This is a genomic window from Herbiconiux sp. UC225_62 (assembly GCF_042694625.1).
GTDB lineage: Bacteria > Actinomycetota > Actinomycetes > Actinomycetales > Microbacteriaceae > Herbiconiux.
The window spans coordinates 1844478-1861078 of sequence record NZ_CP170551.1 but is presented as its reverse complement, the minus strand read 5'-3'; the positions used below and the strand labels follow the sequence as shown (position 1 = coordinate 1861078).

17 protein-coding genes and 1 tRNA gene are annotated in these 16601 nt (G+C 69.2%); 7 read left to right on the top strand and 11 right to left on the bottom strand.

Annotation, left to right across the window (positions count from 1 at the left end; all coding sequences use genetic code 11):
- Window positions 1–47: 47 nt before the first annotated feature.
- From ACFJGU_RS08920 to ACFJGU_RS08910, 3 genes are all read left to right on the top strand, one after another.
- Window positions 48–257: a hypothetical protein gene (locus ACFJGU_RS08920; protein ID WP_382309569.1), complete on the top strand. Its 210-nt coding sequence runs from the start codon at window positions 48–50 to the stop codon at window positions 255–257.
- A gap of 27 nt (window positions 258–284) precedes the next feature.
- A complete protein-coding gene (locus tag ACFJGU_RS08915) occupies window positions 285–632 on the top strand; it encodes a hypothetical protein (protein ID WP_382309567.1) in 348 nt (115 codons plus the stop codon).
- A gap of 148 nt (window positions 633–780) precedes the next feature.
- The gene (locus ACFJGU_RS08910) at window positions 781–1419 is read left to right on the top strand and encodes a DUF5701 family protein (RefSeq protein ID WP_382309565.1); all 639 of its coding nucleotides are present in this window, start codon (window positions 781–783) and stop codon (window positions 1417–1419) included.
- Window positions 1420–1476: 57 nt separating this feature from the next.
- On the opposite strand, the gene ACFJGU_RS08905 is transcribed toward ACFJGU_RS08910, so the two are convergent.
- A tRNA-Arg gene (locus ACFJGU_RS08905) sits at window positions 1477–1550 on the bottom strand.
- 229 nt (window positions 1551–1779) lie between these two features.
- Here ACFJGU_RS08905 and ACFJGU_RS08900 point away from each other — a divergent pair.
- The gene (locus ACFJGU_RS08900; protein WP_382309563.1) at window positions 1780–2169 is read left to right on the top strand and encodes a VOC family protein; all 390 of its coding nucleotides are present in this window, start codon (window positions 1780–1782) and stop codon (window positions 2167–2169) included.
- A gap of 44 nt (window positions 2170–2213) precedes the next feature.
- Window positions 2214–5237 carry a DEAD/DEAH box helicase gene (locus ACFJGU_RS08895; RefSeq protein WP_382309562.1) on the top strand — a complete coding sequence of 1008 codons (3024 nt, stop codon included), beginning with the start codon at window positions 2214–2216 and terminating at the stop codon, window positions 5235–5237.
- Between the two features lies 1 nt (window position 5238).
- Here the strand turns inward: ACFJGU_RS08895 and ACFJGU_RS08890 are convergent, their stop codons facing one another.
- The 3 genes from ACFJGU_RS08890 to ald form a co-directional block, all read right to left on the bottom strand.
- Window positions 5239–5772 (bottom strand): flavin reductase family protein, encoded by a 534-nt coding sequence (locus ACFJGU_RS08890; protein WP_382309560.1) that lies wholly within the window; start codon window positions 5770–5772, stop codon window positions 5239–5241.
- Window positions 5769–6314, bottom strand: coding sequence for an NADPH-dependent FMN reductase (locus ACFJGU_RS08885; RefSeq protein ID WP_382309558.1), 546 nt, complete (start codon window positions 6312–6314; stop codon window positions 5769–5771). Before ACFJGU_RS08885 ends, ACFJGU_RS08890 begins: the two co-directional genes overlap by 4 nt.
- Window positions 6315–6497: 183 nt before the next feature.
- Window positions 6498–7619: an alanine dehydrogenase gene (gene ald, locus ACFJGU_RS08880; protein ID WP_382309557.1), complete on the bottom strand. Its 1122-nt coding sequence runs from the start codon at window positions 7617–7619 to the stop codon at window positions 6498–6500.
- A gap of 140 nt (window positions 7620–7759) precedes the next feature.
- Between ald and ACFJGU_RS08875 the strand changes: the two genes are divergently transcribed.
- Window positions 7760–8290 carry an Lrp/AsnC family transcriptional regulator gene (locus tag ACFJGU_RS08875; protein ID WP_382309555.1) on the top strand — a complete coding sequence of 177 codons (531 nt, stop codon included), beginning with the start codon at window positions 7760–7762 and terminating at the stop codon, window positions 8288–8290.
- Window positions 8291–8299: 9 nt separating this feature from the next.
- A complete protein-coding gene (locus tag ACFJGU_RS08870) occupies window positions 8300–8827 on the top strand; it encodes a gluconokinase (protein WP_382309553.1) in 528 nt (175 codons plus the stop codon).
- Between the two features lie 9 nt (window positions 8828–8836).
- Here ACFJGU_RS08870 and ACFJGU_RS08865 read toward each other — a convergent pair whose 3' ends face one another.
- The 7 genes from ACFJGU_RS08865 to ACFJGU_RS08835 form a co-directional block, all read right to left on the bottom strand.
- Entirely contained in the window at window positions 8837–9349 is a 513-nt protein-coding gene (locus ACFJGU_RS08865) for a nucleoside deaminase (RefSeq protein ID WP_382309552.1), read from the bottom strand.
- Window positions 9350–9454: 105 nt separating this feature from the next.
- Window positions 9455–10675, bottom strand: coding sequence for a cation:proton antiporter (locus ACFJGU_RS08860; RefSeq protein WP_382309551.1), 1221 nt, complete (start codon window positions 10673–10675; stop codon window positions 9455–9457).
- A gap of 96 nt (window positions 10676–10771) precedes the next feature.
- Entirely contained in the window at window positions 10772–11890 is a 1119-nt protein-coding gene (locus ACFJGU_RS08855) for a bifunctional 2-methylcitrate synthase/citrate synthase (RefSeq protein ID WP_382309550.1), read from the bottom strand.
- Between the two features lie 37 nt (window positions 11891–11927).
- A complete protein-coding gene (prpB, locus tag ACFJGU_RS08850; RefSeq protein ID WP_382309548.1) occupies window positions 11928–12833 on the bottom strand; it encodes a methylisocitrate lyase in 906 nt (301 codons plus the stop codon).
- Window positions 12833–14341 carry an MmgE/PrpD family protein gene (locus tag ACFJGU_RS08845; protein WP_382309546.1) on the bottom strand — a complete coding sequence of 503 codons (1509 nt, stop codon included), beginning with the start codon at window positions 14339–14341 and terminating at the stop codon, window positions 12833–12835. Before ACFJGU_RS08845 ends, prpB begins: the two co-directional genes overlap by 1 nt.
- On the bottom strand, window positions 14338–15045 hold the full coding sequence (locus ACFJGU_RS08840) for a GntR family transcriptional regulator (protein WP_382309545.1): 708 nt from the start codon (window positions 15043–15045) through the stop codon (window positions 14338–14340). The genes ACFJGU_RS08845 and ACFJGU_RS08840 overlap by 4 nt, the downstream gene beginning before the upstream one ends.
- A gap of 82 nt (window positions 15046–15127) precedes the next feature.
- Window positions 15128–16504 carry an ATP-binding protein gene (locus ACFJGU_RS08835; protein WP_382309543.1) on the bottom strand — a complete coding sequence of 459 codons (1377 nt, stop codon included), beginning with the start codon at window positions 16502–16504 and terminating at the stop codon, window positions 15128–15130.
- Between the last annotated feature and the right edge of the window lie 97 nt (window positions 16505–16601).

Genomic DNA, 16601 nt, shown 5'->3' with positions numbered 1-16601 from the left:
GAAAGCGGCGCACGATGGAAAGCACCGAGACCAGATCGGAGCGAACCATGACCGCACCCAGCGATCGAGACAAAGACCCCAACCTCGACGAATACGCCTACGAGCACCGGGTGGACGACGACTACGGACCGGGCGAGACGGCCTCATCGGCCGACGAGCACGCCGACAACCCGCATCCGGATGCCGACGGAGACGTCACCGACGACCCCGCAGCCGTCGAGGATCCGACCGGGGTCAGCGACCCGAAAGCGGACTGAGTCCCACTGCTGAACGGAGGACGAGACATGACCGTGAAACTGAACCGCGCCGCCGTCTCGCACGCGCGCTCGCTCATCGAGTCGGGTGACGTGGTGCGCGACGAACGCGACGACTGGAGCGAGGCCGCGCCCAGCGCGGACGACGAGAACGCCTTCCTCGAGAAGCACGGCTACGGCGAGTACGCGAAGTGGTTCCTCGGCGTGGACTCCGAGAAGTCGGAGGAGACGAAGGGTCGCTACAGCTTTCCCTACGGCGACTTCGCGAAGGTCCGCCGTGGAGGCGTCATCTCGGCGGAAAGCCGCGCCGCGCAGAACGACCACGACGACATCGCGAAGGCGGCGAAGCGCCTGCTGAACCTCATCGACGGCGACTGATTCCGAGTAACTACAGACATGAGAGGGACCGACCCGGCATGGCCCGTCGCTGCCTCTCATTTCCGTAGTTACTCATCACGCGGGGAACATCGGGCGCGCGCGGGCGGTTGGCCCCAGCACCCCCCGCGACGAAGAGGTGCTGCCGACAATGACCATCACGCCCGTTTCGATGACCCCGACGCCCACCGTGCGCGAGCAGGTCGACCGCCTGATCGAGGCCGGCCTCCCCGCCGCGGCCGGCATCAGCGCCGAAGAACTCCGCAGCCTCGCCTCGGGCCTCCGCGCGGGACCCGACTCCATCCTGGTCGTTCATCCACGCCTCGCGGCGGCGAGCGCGCTCGCACCCCTGCTCTCCCGCAACGGGAAGCCGGGATTCGTGGTCGGCGACATGAGCGACGTCGACGAGTTCACCGCCATCGACGGCATCGACCTGCCCGATCGTCCGCTCTACCTCATCCACGCCATCGACCGCGGCGACGACATGTCGAACTGGAGTCCGGCGGAAGCCCTGCCCGAGATCACGGCGCGCGGTCGCCGGCCGCTCACCGTGCACGAGGGCCTCAGCTGGTTGCTGCAGCAGCCCGAGCAGTTGCAGCCGGGGCGGTGCTTCATGACCATCGGCTCGCGCCTCATCCGAGACGGCGCCCTGGATGCCCGCACTCCCGCCATCTGGATCAGCGGCGGCACCGGCCGCGACGGTCGCGCCCGCCGCGGCGCCCCGAAGCTCGGCTGGTGCTGGGCCCGTAACCGGCACACCTGGCTCGGCTTCGCCTCCACCCCGCGGTGAACGACCCACGCCGAAACGACGAAGACCCCGAGTCACCGACTCGGGGTCTTCATTCTGTGCGCCCTAAGGGATTCGAACCCCTGGCCTTCTGATCCGTAGTCAGACGCTCTATCCAGCTGAGCTAAGGGCGCAATGTGCGAACGACTTCTCCGCACGAACATCAGAGCCTAGCATGCCGCGAATGGGCGTCAAAGTCGGCCCTTGGCTGGGCACTCGGCGGGCGCGTACCCTGGGATCACGACGAAGCGGGGACACCGACCCGCGATTCACGACGACCCCGAAAGCCCTGCCGCGATTTGCCTCTCGGCGTTCCTCACCGAGTCACCGAGTCACCCACTCAACGACGAGGAGACGATTGCGATGCTGAAAGAACTCCATACCGTGCTGCCCGCGAGCGACCTGCAGCGAGCGCGCGGCTACTACCACGACAAGCTCGAACTCGACCCGAATGAAGAGCTCGACGGCGTGCTCATCTACCGACCGCTTCAGGGTTCCGTGTTCGAGCTGTACGAGACCGAGAACGCCGGGACAGCGCAGAACACGCAGATGGGCTGGATGACGGACGACCTGAGATCGGAGGTGCAACGGATGCGCGAGCACGGCGTCGTCTTCGAGGAGTACGACGTCCCCGAGATGAAGACCGTCGACGGCATCGCGACCATGCCCGACGGATCGATGGCCGCCTGGTTCCGCGACAGTGAGGGCAACTTCCTCTGCGTGTCACAGCGGGCGCCGGAGGCGCACAGCTGAGCCGGCCGAGCCGTGATGACGGAGGCGGGTGAGACGATGGACGCATGCCCGACGCCTCGCCCGCCTCCCGCGGCAGCAGCTGGCAGTCCGTCGTCGGGTCGCTGACTCCCTCCGGAACCCGGGAGGACGGCCCGACCACGCCCATGGGCCTCCAGTTCGAGGTGCGTGAGCTCTCCCCTCGCACCCATGACCGCTGGCGCGGCCCCACCGCGAAGACGGCGACCGACGCCGAGGCCGACCCCACGACCCGCCCGCCCCGCCGGCTCGGGGTGCGCCCGGTGATCCGGGCGGCCTCCGGATCATACGTCAAGGCCAACGTCACCTGGGGCTCCTTCGCCCACCAGCTGAACCGCCTCAACCTCGACCCCGACCACCACCGCTGGTTCGCCCAGTTCGCGGCACTGCACCGCGCCACCCGCGAGGGGCTCACTCCGCCCGAGACCGATTGGCTGAACCTCGACGACTTCGCCAGCCCGCTGCTCTGGCAGCTGCTGGCGGAGGGCGAGCGTCGGGGCATCGAACTCCTCACCTCGGCGAAGGGCGGCTCCGTGCGGGTGCTGCGTCGCGCATCCGTGGGGCTGGATGCCCGACTGCGGCCGGGCGGCGCACTGCAGCTCACACCGACGGTCACCTTCGCCGACGGCAGCCCGAGCGACGACGACGCCGCCACCAGCACCACCGACTGGCCCGCCACCGACACCGGACCGATCGGCGACCACGGGATCTACGGCTACGCCCGCCTCGGCGACCGCCCCGAGATCGTGCTGGCGCCGGTCGCCGAGACACTCACGCCCGGCGAGCTGCGGCTCCTCGGTCAGCCCACTCTGCGCATCCCACCGACCGAGACGGCGCAGTTCTTCGACGAGTACTACCCGAGCCTGCAGCAGGGTGTCACCATCACGAGCCCCGACGGCTCGCTCGAGCTGCCGGAGGTGCCACCGCCCGTGCTGGTGCTCACCGCCCGGTTCCGCTCGGGCGACACACTGCAACTCGATTGGGACTGGGTGGGCCAGCGCGACCCCGCGGCCGAGAAGCGCATCTTCGCGGCGACGGCGATCGAGCTGGATGCCGTTCTCGTGCGCTTCCCGCCCCGCATCGACCCGCTCTCCCCCTCCCTCACCCTGCGCGGCGTCGAGGCCGCCGCCTTCGCCGAGCGCGCGTTGCCGATGCTCGACGGCCTCGCCGACGTGCGGGTCGACGTGATCGGGCCGCGGCCGGCCTACCGCGAGCTCGACGGGCATCCCGATGTCACGATCACCATGGTCGAGTCGCTCAAACGCGACTGGTTCGACCTCGGCATCGTGGTGAACATGAACGGCTACCGCATCCCGTTCGGCCCGCTGTTCAAGGCCCTGGCGAAGGGCCAGACGAAGCTGCTGATGGTCGACAAGACCTATCTGCGCCTCGACCACCCCGCCTTCGACCGACTCCAAGAGTTGCTCGAGGAGGCCGGCACCCTCGACGAGTGGGAGACCGGCGTCCGCCTCAGCAAGCACCAGGTGAGCCTCTGGAGCGACTTCGACGACCTGGCCGACGAATCGATCGAGGCCGAGAGCTGGCGGGCGACGGTCGCCGGCCTGCGCGACGTCGAGTCGGTCGAGCCGACGCCCCTCCCTATCGGAGTGAACGGCGTCCTCCGCCCCTACCAGAAGGCCGGATTCGATTGGCTCGCCTTCCTCTGGCGCCACCGTCTCGGCGGGGTGCTGGCCGACGACATGGGCCTCGGCAAGACGCTGCAGACCCTCGCGCTGATCGCCCACGCCCGCGAGACGGCGAACGCGACGGCGGCCGCGGCCCCGTCCCCGGCGACGGACGGACCGGATGCCGCGTCCCGCCCGTTCCTGGTGGTGGCCCCCACCTCGGTCGTGGCCAACTGGGCCGACGAATCGGCCCGCTTCACCCCCGGCCTGACGGTGCGCCCCGTCACCGCGACCCAGGCGAAGAGCCCCGCGTCGCTGAGGGAGGTCGCCCGCGGAGCGGATGTCGTCGTGACCAGTTACACCCTCTTCCGCCTCGACTTCGAGGCCTACCAGGCGCTCGACTGGTCGGGTCTGGTGCTCGACGAGGCGCAGTTCGTGAAGAACCACGCCTCGAAGCTGCACGCCCGCGCCCGGGAGCTCGACGTCGACTTCACGCTCGCCATCACCGGCACCCCGCTCGAGAACAACCTGATGGAGCTCTGGTCGCTGTTCGATCTCGTGGCTCCGGGCCTCTTCCCGAGCCACGTGCGCTTCGCCGAGCACTACCAGCGGCCGATCGAGCGCGGCATCGACCCGCGCCTGCTCACCCGGCTGAGGCGGCGCATCCGGCCGTTCCTGCTGCGGCGCACGAAGGAGGCGGTGGCACCCGAGCTGCCCGAGAAGCAGGAGCAGGTGCTGCACGTCGAGCTGGCACCCGCTCACCGGCACCTCTACGACACGGTGCTCCAGCGCGAGCGGCAGAAGCTCTTCGGCCTGATCGAGGACCTCGATCGCAACCGCTTCATCGTGTTCCGCTCCCTGACCCTGCTGCGCATGTTGAGTCTCGACGCCACGCTGATCGACGAGGCGCACGCCTCCGTGCCGTCGTCGAAGCTCGAGGTGCTGGTGGAGAACCTCGGCGAGGTGGTGGCCGAGGGCCATCGCTCGCTCGTCTTCAGCCAGTTCACGTCGTACCTGGCGAAGGTGGCGGCCCGGCTCGACGCGGAGGGCATCGCCTACGAGTACCTCGACGGTTCCACGCGCAAGCGCGCCGAGGTGATCGACCGTTTCAAGTCGGGCGACGCGCCGGTGTTCCTCATCAGCCTGAAGGCCGGTGGCTTCGGGCTGACCCTCACCGAAGCGGACTACGTCTACCTGCTCGACCCGTGGTGGAACCCGGCCAGCGAGACCCAGGCGATCGACCGCACACACCGTATCGGGCAGACGCATCCGGTGAACGTCTACCGGCTGGTGGCCTCCGGCACGATCGAGGAGAAGGTGATGGCGTTGAAGGAGCAGAAGGCGAAGCTCTTCGATGCTGTGCTCGACGACGACGCGCTGTTCTCGCGGGCGCTCACGGCCGACGACATCCGGGGCCTGCTCGCCTGAGTCAGCGCCCGATACCGCCGTCGCGCAGGTGGCGGTACTGGCCCTTGAAGTAGAGCAGGGGCTCGTGCTTGTGCCACTCCGGCGGGCTCATCTCGGTGACGCGACCGATCACGATGTAGTGGTCGCCGGCCTCGTGCTCGGCCCAGATGTCGCAGTCGAGCCACATGAGGGTGTCGGCGATCACCGGGTTGCGGTTCGCGGTCGGCGTCCACTCGATGCCCGCCCACTTGTCGGTGCCCTTGCGCGCGAACTGGTTCGACACGGTGTGCTGATGGTGCGAGAGCACGTTGACCGAGAACTTGCCCGTCTCGCGGATGCGCGGATAGGTGGTGGAGTTCGTCATCACACTGAACGACACCAGCGGCGGCTCGGTCGAGACCGAGTAGAACGACTGGCAGGTGAAGCCGACGGGCTCGGGGCCGTTCTGGCCCTCCTCGAGGCCGCCGATGATCGTGATGCCGGAGGCGTAGTGCCCCAGGGCGTCACGGAAGGCGCGCGGATCGATGCCGGCCCCGGTCTGCTCTGCGATCGTCATGCCGTCACCTCCTGGGGGGCCGCCACCGTGGCCGCCGCCACCGCCGCGAGTCGAGACAGGTTCGCCGCATACTCCTCGGCGGCCGCTCCCACGATCTCGTCGAGGTGATCCATCTGGCCCGCCACGAAGTAGAAGCCCCGTCCGGGCACGATGGCGCCGAGCTCGACGAGGAGGGGCGCGAGGTTCACGGTCGGACCCATCGCGTGCGTCAGGTCACCCCCGGTGTGCACCGGAATGGCGGTCACGCCCGCCAGCCCGTTGGCCGGGTAGCGGTCGAGGAAAGCCTTGAGGAGCCCGGTGTAGCTCGCCTTGTAGGTGGGCGACGCGAACACGACGAGGTCACTCGAGGCGACGCGCGCGTTGAGCGCCGCCATCTTCTCCGAGGGCCACGCGAAGATCTCGGCCGTGTGGTCGGCGAGATCGATCACCTCGAGTTCGTAGCTGCCCGGCTGCAGCAGCTTCTCCACGAGAGTCTCCGCCACCGTGCGGGTGCGCGACTTGGGCTTGGGGTTTCCGACAACGACTGTGACGACGAGTGTCATGAGTTCTCACTTCTGACCGATTGACAGGAAATGAGGATGCCGGAACGACGACACCACTCACACACCACCGAGATCTTGTGGCCCGGTGGGCCCGCAACGGCTCACGTTGCACTTCCAGTATCGCCCGACCGGGTTTCAACCGTGTTTCGCCGGTAACTTTCTGTCACACGCCCCGGTCAGAGGTCAGGCGGGCAGCTCCACCAGCTCGGTCAGCGGGGTGTAGCCGAAGTGCGGGAAGGCGTCGGCCGTGCCCGCGTGGGTGAGGTGCCCGTCCACCGTGGAGACGGCCGGCGCCAGGGCCGCGTTCCGCGCCACGGCGTCCTTCCAGCCGCGGTCGGCGAGCTGCACCACGTAGGGCAGGGTCGCGTTGGTGAGCGCGTAGGTCGAGGTCGAGGAGACCGATCCCGGCATGTTGGCCACGCAGTAGAAGATCGAGTTCTCGACCCGGTAGGTCGGGTCGTCGTGCGTGGTGGGGCGCGAATCCTCGAAGCAGCCGCCCTGGTCGATGGCGATGTCGACGAGCACCGAGCCCGGCTTCATCCGGCTCACCAGCTCGTGCGACACCAGTTTCGGGGCCTTCGCACCGGGCACCAGCACGGCGCCGATGACCAGATCGGCGCCGAGCACGCTGCGCTCGATCTCGAAGGCGTTCGAGACGACCGTCTTCACCCGGCCGGCGTACACCTCGTCGAGATGACGCAGGCGCGGGATGCTCAGGTCGAGCACGGTCACGTCGGCACCGGCCGCGACGGCTTGCTGCACCGCGTTCTCGCCGGCCATCCCGCCGCCGATCACGACGACCGATGCCGGCCGCACTCCGGGGACCCCGCCCAGCAGCACGCCGCGCCCGCCCTGCGAGCCCATCAGGTGGTAGCTGCCCACCATCACGCTCAACCGGCCGGCGACCTCGCTCATGGGGGCGAGCAGCGGCAGCGATCCGTCGGCCAGCTGCACGGTCTCGTAGGCGATGGCCGTGGCCTTGGATTCGAGCAGCGCGCCCACGAGTGGTTCGGCTGCGGCGAGGTGCAGGTAGGTGAAGATCAGCTGGCCCTCGCGCATCCGGGAGTATTCAGGAGCGATCGGCTCCTTGACCTTCACGATCATGTCGGCCGACCAGACGGTGTCGAGGTCGACGACGGAGGCGCCGGCCGCCTCGTACTCCGCGTCCGCGATCGTGGCCCCGAGGCCCGCGCCTTCCTGCACCAACACGCGATGGCCGTGCCTCACGAGCTCGAAGACGCCCGACGGCGTCATCGCCACGCGGAATTCGTTGTTCTTGGTCTCTTTCGGAACACCGATGATCACGGTCGTTCTCCTTCATGCGGGACGGCTTCTTCGCTTTCTGCACTGAAATTATCGAATCGATTTGTGTGATTGTCACGAACTCCGAATATAATTCGGGCGGTGCCATATTTTTCGGCATATTGGTTCGACGGGAGACGTGGATGCCGGCCATCGACGAAATCGACGAGCGCATCGTCTGGGAGCTCTGTCGTGAGGCCCGCCTGCCGAACAAGGAGCTCGCCGAGCGCGTGGGCATCGCGCCCTCCACCTGCCTCGTCCGTGTGCGCGCGCTGCAGCAGAGCGGCGTGCTGCGCTCCTTCCACGCGCAGCCCGACTGGGCCTCGCTCGGGCTGCCGATCGAGGCGATCGTGGCCGTGCGGCTCAAGGCCCAGGCCCGCGCGCAGATCAAGACCTACGCCCAGCGGGTCATCACGCTGCCGAACGTGCTGAACGTGTTCTTCCTCGGCGGGGCGGACGACTTCCTCATCCATGTGGCGTGCACCTCCACCGGGCAGCTGCGCGACTTCGTGGCGACGGAGCTGAGCATGGACAACTCGGTGGCGTCGACGCAGACCAACATCGTGTTCGACCACTTGATCGGCGTGGAGCACATGCAGGAGGGATCGAGCTGGAGCCAGGTGCGCGAGGCGGTGGCGGCGCCGCCCGCGCGGTCGTCGGTCTCGGGGCCGTAGGCTCGACGGGTGACCACGGATGCGCCCCCCGCCCCTTCCCGGATCGTCGTCATGGGCGTCTCGGGCTCCGGCAAGTCGCTGATCGGTTCGGGTCTCGCGGCTCGGCGCGGCTGGCCCTTCGTCGACGGGGACGACCTGCATCCCGCCGCCAACGTCGCGAAGATGGCCGCCGGCACCCCGCTCACCGACGACGACCGGTGGCCCTGGCTCGACGCCGTCGCGGCGACGCTCGCGGCGGCACCCGGAGGCATCGTGGTCGCGTGCTCGGCGCTGCGGCGGGCCTATCGCGACCGCATCCGGAGAGCTGCTCCCGACGTCGTGTTCCTGGAGCTCGCCGGGCCCCGTGACCTGCTGTGGCAGCGGATGACGGCACGCCCCGGCCACTTCATGCCGGCGTCGCTGCTCGACTCGCAGCTCGCCACCCTCGAGTCACTCGCTCCCGACGAGCCCGGAGCGATCGTGAGCATCGAGGGCCCGCCGGCCGACGTGCTGGCGCGCGTGGATGCCGCCGCGACGCCCCGCCCGCCCGCCATCTGATCCGCGGGGTCAGACCCAGAAACCGCGATGTACCTCGGTGGCCTCGGCGAGCGCGACCGGGCCGACGACCTCGACATCGCGGCCGCCGTGCGCGAAGACTTCGCGGCTGGGCAGGGCCAGGGTGGGTACACCCTCCTGCGCGGCCACGAGATCCCGCAGGCCGGACTCGGAAAGGGCGAAGATCACGCGCGGAATTCCCGCCCAGTAGATGGCGCCGCTGCACATCGCGCAGGGCTCGGTGCTCGTGTACAGCGTGCTCGTGGCGAGTTCGTCCATCTCGAGCCGCTGCCCGGAGTCGCGCACCAGGTTGGTCTCGGCGTGCCCGATGGGGTCGTGTCCGGTGTTGACGGTGTTCATCGCCTCGATGACGGTGCCGTCAGCGGTGACGAGCAGCGCACCGAACGGGTGGTCACCACGATCGCGCGCACTCCGGGCGAGCGCCACGGCCCGCTCGAGGTAGGCCCGATCAACGGGTTCGAGCGCGTCGGGCGGAGCGGATGCGACGGAGTCGGAGGCGTTCATGCCACCACTGTGACACAGGCACCCACGCCGATCCGTCACTTGGTGCCGCTTGGGAGCGTTCATGACGGCATCAACTGACGGATCGGGATGGAAGGCGTGGGCCGCTCAGCCCTCGACGGGCACGTGCACGGTCTCGTCGGGCGGGAGTACCCGGCCGTGCAGGGCCTGGCGGCGCCGGCCGAGGGCGAGCAGGGGGAACAGCAGCACCGAGAGCATCCCCGCCCCCACCAGGGCCGACGCGGTGCCCGGCTGCAGCACACCCTCGTCGAGCCCGATGTCGGTGACCGCGACGATGATGGGGAGCCCCGTTGCGCTGAACAGCGCGACCGCCGCACGGTCGTTCCCGGATGCGCCGCGTGGCGCCGCGAGCACGCCCGGCAGCCCGCGCACCACCAGGAACAGGAGCAGGAAGATCGGCAGCAGCAGCAACGCGTTCGGTGAGCTCAGCAGGGAGGTGAGATCGAAGGTGACCCCGGTGTAGACGAAGAAGATCGGCACGAGGAACCCGAACGCCACCGCCTCGAGCTTGGACTCGATGAGCTCCTTGTCGACCTCGGGCGCGCCCGCCAGCAGCACCCGGTAGAGCACGCCGGCGGCGAAGGCTCCGAGCAGCATGTCCAGTCCGAGCGCGATGCTGAGACACACCAGTCCGGCCACGAACAGCAGCACGAGCCGCACCGCGAACTGCGCACTGGAGTGCCGGGTGGCGCTGATGATGGCGTGCAGGCGGGTGTGCGGCCCCCGCGAAGCGAGCCAGATGGCGACACCCGTCACCACGATGAACGCCACCAGCACCAGCGCGGCGACGAGTGGCTTGCGCCCGCTGAGGAAGAGCGAGATCGCGATCAGCGGTCCGAACTCCCCGGCCGCGCCGATCGCGGTCACCGCGCGACCGAACGAGGTCTTCAGCTCACCGGCATCCCGCAGCATCGGCATGATCGTGCCGAGCGCGGTGGAGGTGAGCGCGACGCCGATGAAGACACCGGCCTCGACCGACGGCGCGAGCACCAGGCCCACCACGAGTCCGAGGGCCAGCGAGATCAGCCAGCCGAGACTCGCTCGCCCGAGGGGCCTGCCCTTGATGGCCTGGAAGTCGATCTCGTTCCCCGCCATGAAGAACAGCATCGCGAGGCCGAGATTGGCCAGCACCCCGATGAACTCGTCGGCGGGCACCCAGCCGAGCACGCTCGGCCCGACCAGCAGACCCAGCAGGATCTCGAACACGACGAGCGGCACCTTCGCCACCCGCCCCACAGCTGCTGCCACGAGCGGCGCCAGAACGGCGAGCAGCGGCACCATCACCAACGCGACCGGATTCACTTCCACGCCGCCAGTCTGGCGCAACCACCACGCCATCGAACGACGAAATGCCCCGTCCCATCACGGGAAGAGGCATTTCGACGCCGCTCGGCGAGGTCCGGACTACGAGGCCAGGTGGCGCTCGTCGGGGCCGTTGTACTCCGAGAGCGGGCGGATGAGCGCGTTCGACGCGAGCTGCTCCATGATGTGCGCCGTCCACCCCGTGATGCGCGCGGCCACGAACAGGGGCGTGAACATCTCGGTGTCGAAGCCCATGAGGTGGTAAGCCGGACCCGACGGGTAGTCGAGGTTCGGCTTGATGTTCTTGCGTGTCTGCATGGCGTCGTCGAGCGCCGTGTAGAGCTGCAGCAGGTCGGGCCGGTCGTACTCGTCGATGAGGGTGTCGAGCGCCGCTTTCATCGTGGGCACCCGGGAGTCGCCGTTCTTGTAGACGCGGTGCCCGAAGCCCATGATCTTGCGCTTGGAGGCCAGGGCGTCGTCGAGCCAGGCCTCCGCCTTGTCGGCCGATCCGATCTCGTCGAAGATGTGCATCACGGCCTCGTTGGCCCCGCCGTGCAGCGGGCCCTTGAGCGCGCCGATGGCTGCGACGACCGCCGAGTACAGGTCGGCGAGCGTCGAGGTCACCACCCGAGCGGTGAACGTCGAGGCGTTGAAGGAGTGCTCGGCGTAGAGGATCATCGACACGTCGAAGGCGTCGACGACGACCTCCGACGGCACCTCGCCGAACGTCATCTTCAGGAAGTTCGCCGAGAAGCCGAGCGAGGCATCCGGCTCCACCAGCTCCTGGCCGCGCCGACGCCGCTGGTCGTAGGCCACCATCGCGGGGATCTTCGCGAGCAGCGTCACCGACTTGGCGAGATTGCCGGCGGGCGACGCGTCGTCCCAGGAGGGGTCCAAGGCGCCGACGACGCTGACGGCCGTGCGCAGCACGTCCATCGGATGCGCCGTGAGCGGCAACTCGTCGATCACGCGCTTCACCGCCGGGTCGAGTGCCCGCTGCGAGCGCTCCGCCTGCTCGAAGGCCTCGAGTTCGGCGTCGGTCGGCAGCTCGCCGTTCCAGAGCAGGTAGGCCACCTGCTCGAACGAGCAGTTCGCCGCCAGCTCCTGCACCGGGTAGCCCCGGTAGAGCAGGGAGTTCGTCTCGGGGTTGACCTTCGAGATCGCGGTGTAGTCCACGACCACACCGGCCAGGCCTTTGCGGATGTCGGATGGTTCGGTCATTGCATCACTCCTCAGCGAGCGGTCGGACGGTGATTGGTCAGCGTGCCGTCGGCACGTCGAAATCGAAGATGGACGTGTCGAAGGCGTTGTAGGCGGCGTAGTCCAGCAATTCGTACAGGCGTGCCCGTGTCTGCATGCCGGCCACCTCGCTCTTCAAGGAACCCTCGGCCACGAGCGTATCGAGGCCGCGCTCCGCGGCGCCCATGGCGATGCGCAGCAGCGAGACGGGGTAGATCACGAGGTTCACGCCCACGTCTTTCAGCTGCTGCGTCGAGAAGAGCTCGCTCTTGCCGAACTCGGTCATGTTCGCCAGGATCGGCACGGACACGGCGGCGCGCATCGCCTCGAACTCACCCAGGTCGGCCATCGCCTCGGGGAAGATCGCGTCGGCGCCGGCATCCACCAGCTGCTTGGCGCGGTCGATCGCGGCGCCGAGTCCGTCGACCCCGCGCACGTCGGTGCGGGCCATGATGAGCAGGTCGGGGTCGCGCCGGGCGTCGGCGGCGGCTCGGATGCGCTTCACCGCGGTGTCGGCGTCGACCACGGCCTTGCCGTCGAGGTGGCCGCAGCGCTTCGGGTTCACCTGGTCTTCGATGTGCAGGCCCGCGATGCCGGCGTCCTCGAGCGTCTGCACGGTGCGGGCGACGTTCATCGGCTCGCCGAACCCTGTGTCGGCGTCGATGAGGGTGGGGAGGTTCGTCATGCGCGCGATCTGCGCGCCACGGCCGGCCACCTCGGAGAGCGTGGTGAGGCCGATGTCGGGGAAGCCCAGGTCGGCGGCGATCACGGCGCCCGAGATGTAGACGCCTTCGAAGCCCTTCTCCTCGATCAGGCGAGCCGACAGCGGATTGAAGGCCCCGGGCATCCGGAGCAGTTCGCCGGAACCCAGCGCCGCACGGAAGGCGGCGCGCTTCTCGGCGGCGGGGATCGTGGAGTACAGCATCAGAACAGTCCCTTCGGGAGCGGGATCGACTCGAGCAGGCCCGGTCGCGCGGTGACGGTGAGACCCGGGAGCTCGGCGGCGTCGAGCTCGGGCAGTCGCTGCACGAGGGCGAGGAAGCGTGCGATCTCGGCATCCTCCACCACGCCCTCGGCGAGGGTCTCGAACTTGCGGATGTAGTCGGCCCGGGCGAAGGGACGGGCGCCGAGCGGATGCGCGTCCGCCACGGCGATCTCGTCGGTCACCGTCGATCCGTCGGCCAGGATGATCTCCACCCGGCCGCCGAACGCCTTCTCGGCGGGATCGTTGGAGTGGTACCGACGCGTCCACTCGGGGTCTTCGAGGGTGCGCACCTTCTGCCACAGCTCGACCGTGTCGGGGCGGCCGGCGCGCTCCGGCGCGTAGGAGTCGACGTGGTGCCACGCGCCGTCCTGCAGGGCCACCGCGAAGATGTACGGGATGGAGTGGTCGAGGGTCTCGCGGCTCGCGGTGGGGTCGTACTTCTGCGGGTCGTTCGCGCCCGATCCGATCACGTAGTGCGTGTGGTGGCTGGTGTGGATGGTCACACTGCCGACGTTGGCGGGGTCGATGAGTTCCGGATGCTCGTTGTGCAGCTTGCGGGCCAGGTCGATCCAGGCCTGCGCCTGATACTCGGCTGAGTGCTCCTTGGTGTAGCTGTCGAGGATGGCGCGCTTCACCTCGCCTGCGGCGGGCAGCGGCACGCTGTAGCGGGCATCCGGCCCGTCGAGGAGCCACGCGATCACGCCGTCTTCGCCCTCGTAGATGGGGGTCGGACTGGTCTGGCCGCGCATCGCCCGGTCGACCGCCTCGACGGCCATCTTGCCCGCGAAGGCCGGGGCGTGCGCCTTCCAGGTGGAGATCTCGCCCTTGCGCGACTGGCGCGTGGCGGTGGTGGTGTGCAGCGCCTGGCCGATGGCCTGGAAGATCGTCGTGGTGTCGAGGCCCAGCAGAGTGCCGATGCCGGCGGCCGCCGACGGGCCGAGGTGGGCCACGTGGTCGATCTTGTGCTTGTGCAGGCTGATGGCCTTCACCAGGTCGATCTGGATCTCGTAGCCCGTGGCGATGCCGCGCACGAGTTCAGCGCCCGTGCGGCCGGTGTGCTGGGCCACCGCGAGGATCGGCGGGATGTTGTCGCCCGGGTGCGAGTACTCGGCGGCGAGGAAGGTGTCGTGGTAGTCGAGCTCGCGCACGGCGACCCCGTTGGCCCAGGCGGCCCATTCCGGGCCGAACCGCCCCTCGACGCCGAACACGGTCGCTCCGGGCGCGTAAGGGTGGTCGAGCGCCTGCGCCCGCGCGGCGACAGCGGGCGCTCGGGTGATGGACGCGGTGGCGACGGCGGCGTTGTCGATCATCCGGTTGATCACCATCTCGGTGACCTCGGGCGCGACCTCCACGGGATCGGCGGCGACCTCGGCGATCTTCCACGCCAGCTGTTCCTCGCGCGGGAGGTTCTCGTCGCTCGTGTGAACTCGTACCTCGTGCAGATTCATCGCGGTGTCGCATCCTTTTCTCGCACTGCTGTGCTGTCTATCAGGGTCGGGTTGCCGCCGAGTGAACGGTCGAGCGAACCCAGGGTGGATCGGAGGCTCCGGTAGAGGTGCACCCGGGTGGCGTCGGCGGCGAGCCGGGCGTCGCCGTCGACGATGGCGTCGACGATGAGCAGGTGCTCCCGAGCGGCCTCGAGCAGACGGGCGGGGTTGTCGCGCGACAGCCGGCGCAGCCGAGCCAGGTGCGTGCGCACCGCGGAGAGAGCGGAGACGAGGAACGGGTTCTGCACCGCTTCGTCGACCGCGTCGTCGAAGCGGGCGACGAGGTCGTAGTAGGCGTGCCGACCGGGGTCAGGGTCGGCCAGGAGGGCGGGCACCTCGCGCAGCTCGTCCTGCAGCGCGCGGAAGGGGGCCGGCGCACGCCGTTCGGCCGCCAGCGACGCCGCCTGCGCCTCGAGCGCCTGCCGCAATTCGAACAGCTCGGTGACGTTCTCGGCTTCGACCGGGGTCACCACGAGTCCACGGCCGCCCTGAGGCTCGGCGAGGCCGTCGGCCACGAGTCGGGCGAGGGCCTCGCGGACGGGCGTGCGGGAGATGCCGAGGCGGCTCGAGAGTTCGACCTCGGCGAGCACGGTGCCGGGTGCGAGATCCCAGGACAGGATCTCCTCACGAAGGGCGGCATAGGCCGTCTCACTCGCCCGCGCCATCAGTGGCGCACCTTCTGTGTATACATTAGGGCCACCCTACGCCGCGGATCCGGTTCCAGCAATGCTCTTTGTATACAGAGAATCAGCGCAAGGGCACTCGGACGTCGACGCCGCCCTCCTCCGTGAGGCGGGTGCGCATCCGGGCCACGGTGGGCGCGGGCACGAAACCGCCGGCGAAGAGCGCCTCACCCTGCCGGAAGGCGGGCGAGCGCTCGAGCAGCGCGGCCGGTGCGAAGCCGAACACGGTGGCGAGCTCGGCGAGGTCGACGGGCGAGCTCATCTTCATCAGCGCGAGGTTGTCGCACTGCGACAGGATGCTCGGATGCACCTTCGACGGCCGCTGCGTCGAGAGGAGCAGCCAGAGCCCGAACTTGCGCCCCTCGGCCGCGATCTGCACGATGCGGTCGCGGACGGCGCGGCCCAGCGGGGTGTCCTGATCGGGGGCGCAGAGGTTGTGCGCCTCGTCGATCACGATGAGGATCGGCCTGCGCTGCTCCCGCTTCGCCCAGAGGTCGTCGAGCACCGACAGGGCCACCACGAGATGCTCGTCGGGGAAGGTGAAGCCGCCGATGTCGAGCACGGTGGCGTCGGGGCGCTCCTCGAGCGCATCCGTCACCGCCTCGGTGGCGCCCGACCAGAGTTCCCAGTCGAGCAGGCGGAGGTTCTCGATGCGCAGGGCGAGAGCCAGATCGGCCGGGTCGCCGGTGGCGCGAAGACGCGGCACGATCTGGTCCTGATCCTCGATGCCGTACTGGCTCTCGAGATGCAGCAACGCGTTGTACTCGCCACGGTCGACGAGCGGGTCGATGCCGAGCACCGCCGCGCGCGAGCGCATCGACAGATCGGTGAAGCGCACGCGCAGCGGATCGCCGCCCGCGTGCTCCGGGCGCAGCACCCGGATGCGCCGACTCGCGAGGGCGTCCTGTTCCGGTGCGGCCTCTGCGCTCTCCCGCAGTTCGCGCAGGCGCACGAAGTCGGCGTTCGGGTCGAACACCACCATCGGCAGCCGGGTGGCCACGAGCAGCTGCTCGAGCACGACTCCGAGGGCGTAGGTCTTTCCCGATCCACTCTGACCGCACCAGAAGGTGTGCCGGTTGAAGCGGCCCGGGATGAGCCGTGCTGCGACCCCGGGCGATTCGTTCAGCCGGCCGATCGGAAGGGTGGCCCCCGCATCGGCGAAGAGGCGGTCGATCGCGTCGTCGCCTGCTTCGGTCACCTCGGCGGCATGGAACGGAGCGCCGACCCGGCTGCTCATCGCGCCGTCGGCGCTCAACCGGCCGAGCAGTCGGCCGGCACCGGCGTGCCCGCCGTCGGGCATGACCTCGATCGAGTCGACCTGGCCGAGGTGAAGGCCGCGGTCGGGCTCGGCGAACACGACGAAACTGCCGGGCACGAAGGGCGTCCCGTCCGGATCGTCGAAGTGGAACGAACGACCGTCGAGCGACGATGCCTGAGTCATACGGAGCCCCCTGAAACGCGATGCGAGCAGACCTCAGGCTACCGCGTCGACCTTCCCCCACGCCCGGCCGGACAAGGGGTCAGCCGCGCGCGAGAGA